The sequence below is a fragment of the Streptomyces marianii genome (assembly GCF_005795905.1).
GTDB lineage: Bacteria > Actinomycetota > Actinomycetes > Streptomycetales > Streptomycetaceae > Streptomyces > Streptomyces marianii.
This window is the reverse complement of record NZ_VAWE01000001.1, coordinates 3580001-3593924: the sequence shown is the minus strand read 5'-3', so window position 1 is coordinate 3593924 and position 13924 is coordinate 3580001. Positions and strand designations below refer to the sequence as shown.

At 72.7% G+C, this 13924-nt stretch carries 13 protein-coding genes and 1 pseudogene (1 of these 14 only partly in view); 11 read left to right on the top strand and 3 right to left on the bottom strand.

The genetic code is table 11. The features are described from left to right. The first annotated feature begins 13 nt into the window (after window positions 1-13). From FEF34_RS16125 to ilvD, 4 genes are all read left to right on the top strand, one after another. Complete coding sequence (locus tag FEF34_RS16125) at window positions 14-946, top strand: Ppx/GppA phosphatase family protein (protein WP_171052965.1); 933 nt, start codon at window positions 14-16, stop codon at window positions 944-946. Window positions 947-969: 23 nt separating this feature from the next. Continuing rightward, a complete protein-coding gene (locus tag FEF34_RS16120) occupies window positions 970-1827 on the top strand; it encodes a sugar phosphate isomerase/epimerase family protein (protein WP_138053815.1) in 858 nt (285 codons plus the stop codon). Continuing rightward, on the top strand, window positions 1824-2435 hold the full coding sequence (locus FEF34_RS16115) for a TetR/AcrR family transcriptional regulator (RefSeq protein WP_138053814.1): 612 nt from the start codon (window positions 1824-1826) through the stop codon (window positions 2433-2435). The genes FEF34_RS16120 and FEF34_RS16115 overlap by 4 nt, the downstream gene beginning before the upstream one ends. Before the next feature lie 366 nt (window positions 2436-2801). Continuing rightward, window positions 2802-4652, top strand: a complete 1851-nt coding sequence (gene ilvD / locus FEF34_RS16110; RefSeq protein WP_138053813.1) for a dihydroxy-acid dehydratase — start codon at window positions 2802-2804, stop codon at window positions 4650-4652. A gap of 67 nt (window positions 4653-4719) precedes the next feature. On the opposite strand, the gene FEF34_RS16105 is transcribed toward ilvD, so the two are convergent. Beyond that, a complete protein-coding gene (locus FEF34_RS16105) occupies window positions 4720-6876 on the bottom strand; it encodes a protein kinase domain-containing protein (RefSeq protein WP_138053812.1) in 2157 nt (718 codons plus the stop codon). 126 nt (window positions 6877-7002) lie between these two features. Between FEF34_RS16105 and FEF34_RS16100 the strand changes: the two genes are divergently transcribed. The 6 genes and pseudogenes from FEF34_RS16100 (at window position 7003) to proC (ending at window position 11731) form a co-directional block, all read left to right on the top strand. Beyond that, window positions 7003-7326 carry a peptidase gene (locus FEF34_RS16100; RefSeq protein ID WP_138053811.1) on the top strand — a complete coding sequence of 108 codons (324 nt, stop codon included), beginning with the start codon at window positions 7003-7005 and terminating at the stop codon, window positions 7324-7326. 616 nt (window positions 7327-7942) lie between these two features. Further along, window positions 7943-8506, top strand: coding sequence for a hypothetical protein (locus FEF34_RS16090; RefSeq protein WP_138053809.1), 564 nt, complete (start codon window positions 7943-7945; stop codon window positions 8504-8506). Window positions 8507-8580: 74 nt separating this feature from the next. After that, window positions 8581-8798 (top strand): annotated as a pseudogene (locus FEF34_RS42845) (class I SAM-dependent methyltransferase); the annotation flags it as partial. A 409-nt stretch (window positions 8799-9207) separates the two neighbouring features. Then, window positions 9208-9990, top strand: coding sequence for an ABC transporter ATP-binding protein (locus tag FEF34_RS16080; RefSeq protein ID WP_407698283.1), 783 nt, complete (start codon window positions 9208-9210; stop codon window positions 9988-9990). Next, on the top strand, window positions 9987-10784 hold the full coding sequence (locus FEF34_RS16075; protein ID WP_138053808.1) for an ABC transporter permease: 798 nt from the start codon (window positions 9987-9989) through the stop codon (window positions 10782-10784). Before FEF34_RS16080 ends, FEF34_RS16075 begins: the two co-directional genes overlap by 4 nt. Before the next feature lie 137 nt (window positions 10785-10921). Next, complete coding sequence (proC, locus tag FEF34_RS16070) at window positions 10922-11731, top strand: pyrroline-5-carboxylate reductase (protein ID WP_138053807.1); 810 nt, start codon at window positions 10922-10924, stop codon at window positions 11729-11731. A gap of 161 nt (window positions 11732-11892) precedes the next feature. On the opposite strand, the gene FEF34_RS16065 is transcribed toward proC, so the two are convergent. Next, window positions 11893-12480 (bottom strand): cysteine hydrolase family protein, encoded by a 588-nt coding sequence (locus tag FEF34_RS16065; protein ID WP_138053806.1) that lies wholly within the window; start codon window positions 12478-12480, stop codon window positions 11893-11895. Between the two features lie 76 nt (window positions 12481-12556). Between FEF34_RS16065 and FEF34_RS16060 the strand changes: the two genes are divergently transcribed. After that, window positions 12557-13558: a GlxA family transcriptional regulator gene (locus tag FEF34_RS16060; RefSeq protein WP_138053805.1), complete on the top strand. Its 1002-nt coding sequence runs from the start codon at window positions 12557-12559 to the stop codon at window positions 13556-13558. Here the strand turns inward: FEF34_RS16060 and trpS are convergent. After that, window positions 13525-13924, bottom strand: the final stretch of a protein-coding gene (trpS, locus tag FEF34_RS16055; RefSeq protein ID WP_138053804.1) for a tryptophan--tRNA ligase. Its footprint extends 599 nt past the window's final position; the window shows 400 of its 999 coding nt (coding positions 600-999); the start codon falls outside the window, past its right edge; its stop codon occupies window positions 13525-13527. The genes FEF34_RS16060 and trpS overlap by 34 nt on opposite strands.

The window sequence follows — 13924 nt, the reverse complement described above, 5'->3', positions numbered from 1 at the left end:
TAGCGTTCCGTCCATGAGACTCGGAGTCCTCGACGTCGGTTCGAACACAGTGCACCTTCTGGTGGTGGACGCCCACCCCGGCGCCCGGCCGCTGCCCGCCCACTCCCACAAGGCGGAACTGCGCCTGGCGGAGCTGCTCGACGGAGACGGAGCCATCGGCCCGGAGGGCGTCGACCGGCTGATCGGCACGCTCAACGACGCCCTGCAGGCAGCCGAGGACAAGGGCTGCGAGGACGTGCTGCCGTTCGCGACCTCCGCCGTGCGGGAGGCCGCCAACGCCGACGACGTCCTGTCCCGGGTGAAGGCGGTGACCGGCGTCGACCTCCAGGTCCTCACCGGCGACGAGGAGGCCCGGCTGACGTTTCTGGCCGCCCGGCGCTGGTTCGGCTGGTCGTCCGGGAAGCTGCTGGTCCTCGACATCGGCGGTGGCTCGCTGGAAATCGCCTGCGGCATAGACGAGGACCCCGACATCGCCGTCAGCCTGCCGCTCGGCGCCGGACGGCTGACCGCCGGGATGCTGCCCGGCGATCCGCCGGACCCGGAGGACGTCCGCGGACTGCGCCGCCATGTGCGGGCGCAGATCGCCCGTACGGTCGGTGAGTTCAGCCGTTTCGGCCGGCCGGACCACGTGGTCGCCACGTCCAAGACCTTCAAGCAGCTCGCCCGGATCGCGGGCGCCGCCCGCTCCACCGAGGGCCTGTACACCCAGCGCGAACTGAGTCGAAAGTCACTGGAGGAGTGGGTTCCGAAGCTCGCCGCGATGACGGCCGCGCAGCGTGCCACCCTGCCGGGCGTCTCCGAGGGCCGCGCCGGCCAGCTGCTGGCAGGAGCGCTGGTCGCGGAGGGTGCGATGGACCTCTTCGGCGTCGACGAACTGGAGATCTGCCCCTGGGCGCTCCGCGAGGGGGTGATCCTGCGGAGGCTGGATCACCTCCCCACCCTCTGATGCGGGCCCGTAATCTGTCCCTCGTGGCAGAACCAGTGGTGCGCATCCCGGATGCGAAGGTCGCCCTGTCGACGGCCTCCGTCTATCCGGAGTCGACGGCGACGGCCTTCGAGATCGCCGCGCGCCTCGGCTACGACGGCGTCGAGGTCATGGTCTGGACCGACCCCGTGAGCCAGGACATCGAGGCGCTGCGCCGGCTCTCCGACTACCACGAGATGCCGATACTGGCCGTCCACGCGCCGTGTCTGCTCATCACCCAGCGCGTCTGGTCCACCGATCCCTGGGTGAAGCTCCAGCGTGCCCAGGCGGCCGCCGAGAAGCTCGGCGCGTCGACCGTCGTCGTGCACCCGCCGTTCCGCTGGCAGCGGCAGTACGCCCGGGACTTCGTCTCCGGAATCTGGCGGATGGCGAACGAGACGGACGTGCGCTTCGCCGTCGAGAACATGTACCCCTGGCGTTACCGGGACCGCGAGATGCTCGCGTACGCCCCCGACTGGGACGTCACCAAAGAGGACTACCGGCACTTCACGATCGACCTCTCCCACACGGCGACGTCCCGCACGGACACCCTCGCCATGGTCGACCGCATGGGAGACCGGCTCGGCCACGTCCACCTCGCGGACGGCAGGGGCTCGGCGAAGGACGAGCACCTGGTGCCGGGCCGTGGCGACCAGCCGTGCGCGGAGCTGCTGGAGCACCTGGCCGGCAGCGGCTTCGACGGCCACGTCGTGATCGAGGTGAACACCCGGCGGGCGATGTCGGCCGCCGAACGCGAAGCCGACCTCGCGGAGGCGCTGGCCTTCACCCGGCTGCACCTGGCCTCGGCGAGCGCGCCGCCGCGGGGCGGCCGCCCCGGCACGGCGGACCCGGGCCGATCATGACCGGCGGGGTGCCCAGACGACGCGGCCGGCCCGCGCGCACCGAGGCGGAGACCGGCCCCGGCGCCCGGGAGCGGATCCTCGAAGCGGCCCGCGAGGAGTTCGCCGAGCGCGGTTACGACAAGACCTCCGTACGGGGGATCGCCAAGGCAGCGGGGGTGGACCCCGCTCTCGTCCACCACTACTTCGGCACCAAGGACGAGGTCTTCGCGGCCGCCATCGAGGTGTCCTTCGAGCCGGCGCTGGTCGTGCCGGCGATCCTCGGCGAGGGCAAGGACGGCGTCGGCGAGCGGCTGGCCCGCTACTTCGTCGGGGTGTGGGAGAACCCGGTGAGCCGGGCGCCGCTGCTCGCGATCCTCCGCTCCGCGCTGACGCACGAGGCCGCCGCGAAGGTGCTCCGCGGCTTCGTCCTTCGGCGGATGCTGGAGCGGATCGCGGCCGACCTGGACGTGCCGGACCCGAAGTTCCGGGCCGAGCTGGCCGCCTCGCACATGATCGGCATCGCCATCCTCCGCTATGTGGTCCAGGTGGAGCCGCTGGCCACGGTGGACCCGGAGGAGATCATCGAGATGGTCGCGCCGACGCTGCAGAGGTACCTCACCGAGGCGTGAGTCCGGGGCCGGGACGACGGTCACTGCCGGGGCCGGCCCGGCCCGGTTCGGATTGCGCGCCGGCTCCGGGGACGGGCGCCCCGCGGCCCGAGGCCGGTTCCGGGAGGACGGACCGGGGCGCGGGGGCCGCGCCGCCGGGTCCGGCAGCTCTCTCCCGGTCGCGCCCGGTGCCCGGTGCGCCGCCGGACCGGGCTACGGTGCGTCCTGCGGCCCGCATGGTGGACGGGGGCGCGTACCGTTCGTACCGGCGCCCGGGACGCTGACCGAAAGGCGGACCCGCGTCCCGTATTCCGGACGGGATGTCCAGATCTTGGAGCATCGGCGTACGCTCGATAAAGCCAGAACTGCCTGAAGGAGCGAGCGACGATGCCCGAGCTGAGGTCCCGCACAGTCACCCACGGCCGCAACATGGCGGGCGCCCGCGCCCTTATGCGGGCCTCGGGCGTAGCGAGCGCGGACATCGGCAAGCCGGTCATCGCGGTCGCCAACTCCTTCACGGAGTTCGTCCCCGGGCACACCCACCTCGCCCCGGTCGGCCGGATCGTCTCGGACGCCGTCCTGGCGGCGGGCGCGGTGCCCCGCGAGTTCAACACCATCGCCGTCGACGACGGCATCGCGATGGGCCACGGCGGCATGCTCTACTCGCTGCCGTCGCGCGACCTGATCGCGGACTCCGTGGAGTACATGGTCGAGGCCCACTGCGCCGACGCCCTGATCTGCATCTCCAACTGCGACAAGATCACCCCGGGCATGCTGATGGCCGCCATGCGCCTCAACATCCCGGCGGTCTTCGTCTCCGGCGGCCCGATGGAGGCCGGCCAGGCCACCCTCGTCGACGGCACGGTCCGCAAGCTCGACCTGATCAACGCCATCGTCGACTCGGTCAACGAGAACGTCTCGGACGAGGACGTGCTGCGCATCGAGGAGAACGCCTGCCCGACCTGCGGCTCCTGTTCGGGCATGTTCACCGCCAACTCGATGAACTGCCTGACCGAGGCCATCGGCCTCTCCCTGCCGGGCAACGGCTCGGTCCTCGCCACCCACACCGCCCGCCGCGCGCTGTACGAGAACGCGGGCCGCACGGTCGTCGAGATCACCAAGCGCTACTACGAGGAGGGCGACGAGTCGGTCCTCCCGCGCAACATCGCCACCCGTGAGGCATTCGAGAACGCCATGGCCCTCGACATCGCCATGGGCGGCTCGACCAACACGATCCTCCACCTGCTCGCCGCCGCCCAGGAGGCCGAGCTCGACTACGACCTCACGGACATCGACGCCGTCTCGCGCCGGGTGCCGTGCCTGGCCAAGGTCGCACCGAACGTCGCGCCGGGCGGCACGTACTACATGGAGGACGTCCACCGGGCCGGTGGCATCCCCGCCATCCTCGGCGAGCTGTACCGGGGCGGGCTGCTGAACGAGGACGTCCACACCGTCCACTCGGCATCCCTGGCCGAATGGCTCAAGACCTGGGACGTCCGCGGCGGCTCCCCGTCCGCCGAGGCCGTCGAGCTGTGGCACGCGGCTCCCGGCTGCGTCCGCTCCGCCACCGCCTTCTCGCAGTCCGAGCGCTGGGAGTCGCTGGACGTCGACGCCGAGGGCGGCTGCGTCCGCTCCGTCGAGAACGCCTACTCCAAGGACGGCGGCCTCGCAGTCCTCAGGGGCAACATCGCTGAGGACGGCTGTGTCGTGAAGACGGCGGGCGTCGACGAGTCGATCTGGACCTTCGAGGGCCCGGCCGTCGTCTGCGAGTCGCAGGAGGAGGCCGTCGACAAGATCCTCTCCAAGGTGGTCAAGGAGGGCGACGTCGTCGTCATCCGCTACGAGGGCCCGCGCGGCGGCCCCGGCATGCAGGAGATGCTCTACCCGACCTCCTTCCTGAAGGGCCGCGGCCTGGGCAAGGCCTGTGCGCTGATCACAGACGGCCGTTTCTCAGGCGGCACCTCGGGGCTGTCCATCGGCCACGCCTCCCCGGAGGCGGCGTCCGGCGGCGCGATCGCCCTCGTCGAGGACGGCGACCGCATCCGCATCGACATCCCGAACCGCTCCGTGGAGCTCCTCGTCGACGACGCCGTGCTCGCCGCCCGCCGCGAGGCCCTGGGCGGCGTCTACGCGCCGAGGAACCGCGAGCGCAAGGTCTCCGCGGCGCTGCGGGCATACGCGGCGATGGCGACGAGCGCGGACAAGGGCGCGGTGCGGGACGTCGACAGGCTCGGCTGACGCACCGCTCCGCCGCGCCGGCCCCGTCGGCCCCACCGGCCGGCGGGGCTCCGCCGTACCCGGCCGCCTACCAGCGCGCCGGATCCTCGGCGTCCACGGCGAACACGCTCCCGTCGGGAGCGGTCGCGAACACCTTGCCGGGGGCGGTGACGGGAGCCGGCAGGGCGGACGCGTGGGTGAAACGCCCCGTGCCCATCCGTGGATCCGTCTGACCGAGCTGCACACCGCGTTCGGCGTCGACCGCCAGCAGCCGCCCGTCGGCACCGCTCAGATAGACCCGGTGCCCGTCGGCGACCGGCCGCGAGGACCGGGCCACGTACGTCTCCAGCCGCCATCGCTGGCGGCCTTCGTCCGCGGTGTCCACGGCGAGCAGCGAGCCTCCCGCACCCGCCAGGTAGACCGTGCCGCCGGCCACCGCGGCCTGGGCCTGGTCGACGTCGACCGGCAGCGGGACGCGGCGGACCTCGCGCGTGGCGGTGTCGAGGCGTACGACCGCCGTGGTGAAGTCGTCGGCATCGGCCGCCAGGAGGAAGAGCGCGTCCTCCGAGACCGACGGCACCGGCGACAGCGAGCCCTTCAGGTGCTCCTCCCAGCGCACACCGCCGTCACGGGTGCCGACGGCCCGGACGACGGTGGTGGCGCCGTCGGCCCCCGGGGTGACGGCGAAGACGGTTCCCGAACCGGGCGGGCCCGGCGCCCACTGGGTGCCCGGCGCGCCCCGCCGCTTCCGCCACAGCTCCTCGCCGGTCGCGCCGTCGAGTGCCCGCACGATCCCGTCCGCTCCCGCGAGGAGGACGCATCCCTCGGCGTGGCCGACCGTGGCGGAACCGATGGACGTCGTCCAGCGCGTGGCGCCCGACTCCGGGTCGAGCGCTTCGAGACGCCTACCGCCGGCCGTGGTGACATGCAGCAGTCCGCCGGAGAGCACGGGGGCCCCGGCCTGGTAGCCCGAGTCCGCCTGCGGCCCCGCTCCGGCAGCGGAGCCGACGGCCTCGCGCTTCCACCGGGGCTTGCCGTCGGCCGCGGCGAGCCGGGTCGCCATGACGCCCGGCGCCGCGCAGTACAGGTATCCGCCGTGGGCGGAACACGCGGGGGTCCGCAGGGCGTCGGAGCCCTTCGACAGGGAGGTCCGCCAGGCGGTGAAGGCAGGCTCGCCGCGGTGGGCGACCGGGGCGCCGGCCGGGCGGGCGCCGTCGTCCGCGGCCAGGCGGATTCCCGCGTACGCGCCCGCGAGCAGTCCGGCGACGAGGCCGCCGACGGCGGCGTACCGGACAAGGCGCCGGCGCGGCCGGGGGGCCGGTCCAGCCCCTTCCTCCTCCGCGGGGGAGGGGGATCCGCCGGACGGCCGTCCGGCCGCGGGCGTCCGCTGAAGCGGTATGAAGGCCGTCGCCACTTCCCCCACCGGGGTGCGGAGTTCGGCCATCACCTCGTCGGGCGCGGGCCGTTCGGCGGGGTCCTTGGCCAGACAACGGGCCAGGAGTGGTGCGAGTTCGCCCGGCACCCCGGTCAGGTCCGGCTCGTTGTGCACCACCTGGTAGGCGACGATGTACGGGCTGCCGGAGTCGAACGGCCCCCGTCCTGTCGCCGCGTGGACGAGGACGGCGCCCAGCGCGAACAGGTCGGCGGCGGGCCCGACGTCCCGTGGCCGCTGGAACTGCTCCGGTGCCATGAACGGGGGAGTGCCGATCAACTTCCCCGTCTCCGTGCGTAGATCGCTGTCCGAGGGACGGGAGATCCCGAAGTCGATGACTTTCGGACCGTCGGCGGCGAGGAGCACGTTGCTGGGTTTGAGATCGCGGTGTACGACATCCGCGCGATGGATGTCGCGCAGCGCCTCCGCGAGCCCGGCGCCCACCCTGCGCAGTTCGTCGAGGCTCAACGGCCCGTTCCACTTGACGCGTTCGGCGAGGGTCTGCCCCTTGATGAACAGTGTCGCCATCCAAGGGCGCCCGGCCTCCGGGTCGGCGTCCACGACGGGTGCGGTGAACGCACCGCTCACCCGGCGGGCCGCGGCCACTTCCTGCCGGAAACGAGCCCTGAACTCCGGATCCGTGGCGTGTTCCGCATGGACGACCTTGATGGCGAGGCGCAGCCCGGACACCGAGGTGGCCAGATGCACCACACCCATGCCGCCCGAGCCCAGACACCGCTCGAGGCGGTACTGCCCGGCGTACTCAGGATGTTCCGCTTCCGGGACGGGCCCGGTGCTGCGCAGCGGCGGCATCGCCCACCCCCGTGTTCTGTCCGCAAGCGCGACTCACGGAGCCTAGTCGATGGCGCGTACGAGTCGGCGGCGGCTTGCTAGCCTGCGGGGCGCAGACATGTCTTTCGAAACGCGGGGGAGGCCTTCATGGCCGTCGAAGGAAGCGAAAGCGTGGAAGAGGCGGAAGAGGCGGAGCCCCAGGCCCTCGCCGCACCGCGCGCCACGAGACGCTACGCGGTGGCCCCCGGCTACCGCCTGAACGTCCGCAGCGGGCCGGGAACCCACTACCAGATCGTCAGGGTGCTGCAGTACGGCGCGCGCGTGCCGATCAACTGCCAGAAGCCGGGCGAGACCGTCACCGGGCCGTACGGCACGTCGAACCTGTGGGACAACATCGCCAACGGCCAGTTCGTCTCCGACGCGTACGTGAACACGGGCAGCGACGGGTACGTGGCCGTGCGCTGTGCCTGACCGGCGGCTCCGTCCGGCCGGACACCCGGACCGGCGTGGACACTCCGGTGACTCGACTCGACTCGTCAGGGACGGAGCCCGGGCCCGGGCACTCGGTGGGCCCGGTGGGCCCGGGGGCGGCGTCCCTTCCGGTGACCGGGTCCGTCACGGTTCCGGGGGCGGCGTTCCTTCCGGTGACCGGGTCCGGGGGCGATGACCCTTCCGGTGACCGGGTCAGCCACGGCGCCGACGGCCGCGTCCGCCGCCCGCCTGGCGACCGCGTTCGCTCCGCTCGCGGAGCGCTGCCCGGCCCGCCGCCCGAGGCCCGGACGTCCGGCTCGACACCGGCAGTGGGACTGCCGATGTGCGGGCGGGGCGTCTCGACCGTTTGCGTGACGTCGTTCGCGCCCACCACGGCAGCCGGCACCCTCGTCCCCGCGGCCGAGGACTCCGCGGCGGTCCCGGCCGCCTCTGCGGCCCGCCGTGCCTCCTCCGCCCATGCGCGGACGCGGGGCGGCTCCGTCCGGGCGGGCGCCGGCCGTCGCCGAATCTGCCGCGGGCGGTGGCCGGGCCGCTCGGGGACCCGTTCCCCGCGGCCGCGTCCGGGGGCCGGGAGCGGCCGGGGATAATCGGGTGCGTGAGCGAGACCCGTGGAGACAGTCCCCACCCCAGCCGTACCCCCGGCTTCGCGGCCGCTCCCGGCGAGTCCGGCGCCGGGAGCGACGGCCGCGCCGGGCCGCAGCCCGAGGAGATCAGGTTCTTCGGCACCACCTGGGTCCACCACGACGGCGGTTACGTTCTGCGCCGCGTCGCCGTCGCGGCCGGCTCGCTCGCCGCGGCGGTCACCGGGTGCCTCGTCCTGCGGTTCGCCTACCAGGGCCTGGAGACCGCCCGGGTCGGCGGCTTCGTCAACCTGCTCGTGATCGTGACGTTCGCGGTGTGCAGCGCCATCGCCTTCCGCAAGACCTGGGAGGGCTTCTCGCGCCGTCCGGCCGACCCCGCGCGCGACGAGTCCCTGCACAGCCTGCGGATGATCGGCTTCATCGGAGCGCTGCTCGCCTACTTCTTCCGCTCGCTCGCCGAAGCGCCGGGGGAGGAACTGCGGCGCGGGGAGTACGAGACGGCCCTCGCGCAGTACGAGAAGCGCCGTGGCACGCGCACCGGCAACCCGGCGGCCCGGAGGAAGCCCAAGCGCAAGTGACCGGGCCGCGCCATGATGAGGCACATGACGCACGCGGCCCGGCGGCCGGGGCCTGACGCCCACGGCCGCCGCTTTCCGTCGGGTCCGTCGCCGACCAGTACGAGGCGGCCCGCCCCGGCTGTCCGCCCGCCCTTCTCGACGCGATCGAGGAACTGACCGGCAGACCTTTCCGGACTCCCGCGTCGTCGACGTCGGCGCGGGTACCGGCATCGCCACCCGTCTGTTGCGCGACCGAGGCGCCCGGGTCGTCGCCGTCGAACCCGGCCCCGCCATGGCCGCGGTGCTGAGCCGCATGGCACATCCAAGGGGGCGGGCGCACTGCGCAGAGCCGGTGCGTCCGCGCTCCCGACGGGCTCGCACACCGCCGCAGCGGTCGTCTTCCGGCTCTGCGGGCGTGAGCCTCGGCCACCGGACTTCCGCTTCCTGGTCCAGTGCGTGAGCCTCGGCCGCCGGGAGGGGTGCATCCAGTTCGTCAGGCCGGACGGCAGTCCATGCGACCGCTTTCTGACGGGGCGTCCGGCCGCCCGGGTCGAGCAGCGATCGTCCGCGCCACCGTCGTTCTCCTGCGGACTGCGGACTGCGGACTGCGGACCGACGGACCGCGGACCGTCGTCCGCGGGTCGTCCCGCCGGCGCCGGGCATGTCATGGCTCCCCGCCTCGCATCTTGACGCCCACCCGCTCCGGATGGATTATTCACCGCATGATGAATAATCCGCCGGAGGGTACTCCGGCACCGGCCGTCCACGCGCGCGCCCTCAGCGTCGTCCGCGGTTCCCGAACCGTCCTGCGCGACCTCGACTTCGAGGTGCCGCGAGGGCAGATCACCGGACTCCTCGGTCCCTCCGGCTGCGGCAAGTCCACTCTCATGCGGGCCGTCGTCGGCAGCCAGGCCAGGGTCACCGGCATCCTCGACGTCCTCGGCCGGCCCGCCGGCCACGCCGCACTGCGCTCCCGCATCGGCTACGTCACCCAGGCCCCCTCCGTCTACGACGATCTGACCGTCCGCCAGAACCTGGACTACTTCGCCGCGGTCCTCGACCCCGGTCGCGCCGCGGCCGAACGGCGCCGGCGCCATGTCTCCCAGGCCCTCGCGGACGTCGACCTCGCCGCGTACGCCGGCTCACTCGCGGGCAGGCTCTCCGGCGGTCAGCGCAGCCGAGTCTCCCTCGCCGTCGCCCTCCTCGGCGCTCCCGAACTACTCGTACTCGACGAACCCACCGTCGGCCTCGATCCGGTCCTGCGCCGCGACCTCTGGGACCTCTTCCACCGTGTCGCGGACGAACGCGGCACCACGATCCTCGTCTCCTCGCACGTCATGGACGAGGCCGAGCGCTGCCACCGGCTCCTCCTGCTGCGCGAGGGCGAACTCCTCGCCGACGACACCCCCAACGCCCTCCGCCGCCGCAACGACACCGCCACCGTCGAAGACGCCTTCCTCCACCTCGTCGACACGGCCGACGCCCTCCAGGAGACCGCTCGATGAACGCCCATCCCTCGCGCCCGCCCGCGACCGCCGCCGAGTCCGCGCCGCGCCCCGCGCTCTCCCCGTCCCGCACCCTCGCAACCGCCGCCCGGGTCCTGCGGCAGCTGCGGCACGATCCCCGCTCGATCGTCCTGATGCTGCTGGTGCCGTGCCTGATGCTCTTCCTGCTGCGCTATGTCTTCGACGGAAGCCCGCAGACCTTCGACGCCATCGGCGCCTCGCTGCTCGGCATCTTCCCGCTGATCACGATGTTCCTGATCACGTCCATCGCGACGCTGCGCGAGCGCACCTCCGGCACCCTCGAACGACTGCTCGCCATGCCCCTCGGGAAGGCCGACCTCATCGCCGGCTACGCCCTGGCGTTCGGCCTCCTGGCCGTCGTCCAGTCCGCCCTCGCGACCGGGCTCGCGGTCTGGTTCCTCGGGCTGGACGTCGTCGGCTCCACCTGGCTGCTGCTCCTGGTCGCGCTGCTGGACGCCCTGCTCGGCACGGCCCTCGGCCTGTTCGTCTCCGCCTTCGCCGCATCCGAGTTCCAGGCGGTCCAGTTCATGCCGGCCGTGATCTTCCCCCAGCTCCTCCTCTGCGGCCTCTTCACCGCCCGCGACAACATGCAGCCCGTCCTCGAGGGCATCTCGAACGTGCTGCCCATGTCCTACGCCGTCGACGGCATGAACGAGGTGCTCCGCCACACCGACGTCACCGCCGACTTCCTCCGCGACATCCTGGTCGTCGCCGCCTGCGCCCTCCTCGTCCTCTCCCTGGGCGCGGCCACCCTCCGCCGCCGCACCGCGTGACCGCCCCTCGGACGCCGCCGACACCACGGGGAGCCCGGTGCAAGGATGTCCATGTCCGTGGAAGAACCCGGAAGCGACCGGCCACGGACACGGACGACCACCATGTGCACACGCACCACCCCGGCGAGGTGACCCGCATGACCCAGACAGTCGCAGTCCTCGGTACCGGCAAGATCGGCGAGGCCCTGCTCAGCGGCATGATCCGGGCCGGCTGGCCCGCCTCGGCCCTGCTGGTCACCACCCGCCGGGCCGAGCGCGCCGAGGAGCTCCGCACCCGCTACGGCGTCGAAGCCGTCACCAACGCGGACGCCGCCAAACGGGCCGACACCCTCATCCTGGCCGTCAAGCCGCAGGACATGAACAGGCTTCTCGACGAGCTCGCCCCCCATGTCTCGGCGGAGCGCCTCGTGATCAGCGCCGCCGCCGGTATCACCACCGCCACCATCGAGAGCCGGCTCGCCCCCAACACCCCCGTGGTCCGTGTCATGCCCAACACTCCCGTCCTCGTCGACGAGGGCATGTCCGTGATCTCGGGCGGCAGCCACGCCACCGTCGAGCACCTGGCCCACACCGAGGAGATCTTCGGCGGAGTCGGCAAGACCCTTCGGGTCCCCGAGTCCCAGCAGGACGCCGCCACCGCCCTCTCCGGCTCCGGACCCGCCTACTTCTACTTCCTCGTCGAGGCCATGACCGACGCCGGCATCCTCCTCGGCCTGCCCCGGGCCCAGGCCCACGACCTGATCGTCCAGGCCGCGATCGGCGCCGCGGTGATGCTGCGCGACTCCGGCGAGCACCCCGTCAAGCTCCGCGAGGCCGTCACCTCTCCCGCGGGCACCACCATCAACGCCATCCGCGAACTCGAGAACCACGGTGTGCGCGCCGCCCTCATCGCCGCGCTGGAAGCGGCCCGCGACCGCAGCCGCGAGCTCGCTTCCGGCAACGGCTGAGACCGGGGCGCCCCCTGGCCGCCCGGCCGACAGGGTTCCGGTAGCGCGACGGCGGTCGCGGTACCCGCCTTCCGGCCGTCGGGCGCGCGCGGTCCGGGCCGGCGGCCGGATCACCGTCCCGGAGTCCACCGGCGTGCGCGCGCCCGAACCCGGGCCGGTGCTCACTTCCCGGCGGCTGCCACCAGCTCCTCCGTCGCGACCACCGTCGCGAACCCGCCCCCGTGCAGCGACACGGCGGTGGCCCGTGCCAGCTCATCGGCCCCCAGGCTCCAGCCGAACGGGCCCACGAGGTCGAAGGTGTACGTCGCATCCAGCGCGAACAGCACCTCGTACCCCAGGTTCCCGCCCATCCGCGCCGTGGTCTCCGCGCACATGTTGGTCTGGATCCCGGCCACCACGAACTGACGCACCCCGTGGGAACCGAACCATGCCCCCAGGTCCGGGGTCCCGTAGAACGCCGAGTTCACGGTCTTCGTCACCAGCAACTCCGGTCCCGCTCCCTTCCCCCTCCGCTGCTCCACGTAGTCCTTGAACTCGTTGCCGGCGTGGCCCCGCCGCAGCGGCGACCCCGGCTTCGACGAGTCATGCCGTACGAACACGACCGGACGGCCGCTCGTCTGCCACGCATCGATCAGTGCGGCGATGTTCTCGTCCGCCCCCGGGTTGTTCCGCCGCCCCCAGAAGTCCTCCTCCTCGAATGCCTTCTGCACATCGACGACCACCAGCGCTGCGTTCTCCGCGATCTCCATGCCCGCCATGCTGCCCGGGCGCCGTACCGCGCCACAGACGCACAAAAGTCGCCGATCGATGGTTTACTGCCAGCCCATGGCGGCTTCGACGACAGCAACCCCCCAGCGCATCGCCCTCCTCGCCTTCCCGGGGGTACGGGCCTTCGACGTCTCCGTCATCAACGAGGTCTGGGGCGTCGACCGCACTGACCGCGGCGTACCCCCCTTCGAACTCCGCCGCGCCGCAGCCGACCACGCACCCGTACCCATGCGGGGCGGTCTGAGCCTCACCCCCGATCGCACCCTCGCCTGGCTCCGCCGCGCCGACCTCGTCGTCGTGCCCGGCCTCGACGACCATCTCACCCCCGCCCCCTCGCCGGTCCTCGACGCCCTCCGCCACGCCCACGACCGGGGCACTCCGATCGCCGCACTCTGCGGAGGCGCCTTCACCCTCGCCCAGGCGGGCCTCCTCGACGGCCGTCGTGCGATCACCCACTGGAGCCTCACGCACCTCCTCCGCGAGCACCATCCCCGGGTCACCGTCGTCCCCGACGCACTCTTCCTCCACGACGGCAACATCTGGACCTCCGCCGGCACCGCTGCCGGAATCGATCTGTGCCTCCATCTCGTCCGCATCACCCACGGCGCCGAAGCCGCCGCCACCATCGCCCGCTCGATGGTCACCGCGCCCTTCCGCACGGGAACCCAGGCCCAGTTCATCGAGCACCCCACACCGCGGGCCGATCGAGACGCCGACGCTCTCGCCGCCGTCCGCGACTACGCCCTCGCCCACCTCGCCGAGCCGCACACCGTCGCGTCACTCGCCGCCCGCGCAGGCATGTCGCCCCGCTCCTTCGCCCGTCACTTCCAGGCCACCAGCGGAACCACCCCTCTCCACTGGCTGATCGCCCAGCGGGTGGCAGCCGCTCAGAAGCTCCTCGAGCTCACCGATCACCCCATCCCCGAAGTCGCCCGCCGCACGGGATTCGGCAGCGAGGTGACCATGCGCCAGCACTTCGCCGGCCACCTCGCCACCAGCCCGCGCGACTACCGGACAGCCTTCCGTCAGCAGACCGGAAGCAGCCCGATCGCCCGATAGGCGCGATCCACCAGAGGACGGGCCAGCCCCCGAGCCCTCGCGGCCCCCGCCCTCAGCACGTCGTCCACATACGCCGGATCGGCCGCCAGCTCCGCGTGCCGCTCCCGGAGCGGCCTCAGCAGCTCCACCACCGCCTCGGCCGTGTCCTTCTTGAGCGCGCCGTACGACTCGTACGCACCGGCCAGCCCCTCCGGGTTCCCGCCCTCGCAGGCCGCGAGGATCTCCAGCAGATTCGATACGCCGGGCCGGCTCTCACGGTCGTGGACGACGTCCTGACCGCTGTCGGTCACGGCACGCATGATCTTGCGGCGGACCACGTCCGGATCGTCGAGCAGATAGACGATGCCCGCTCCGCCGTCCGTGGAC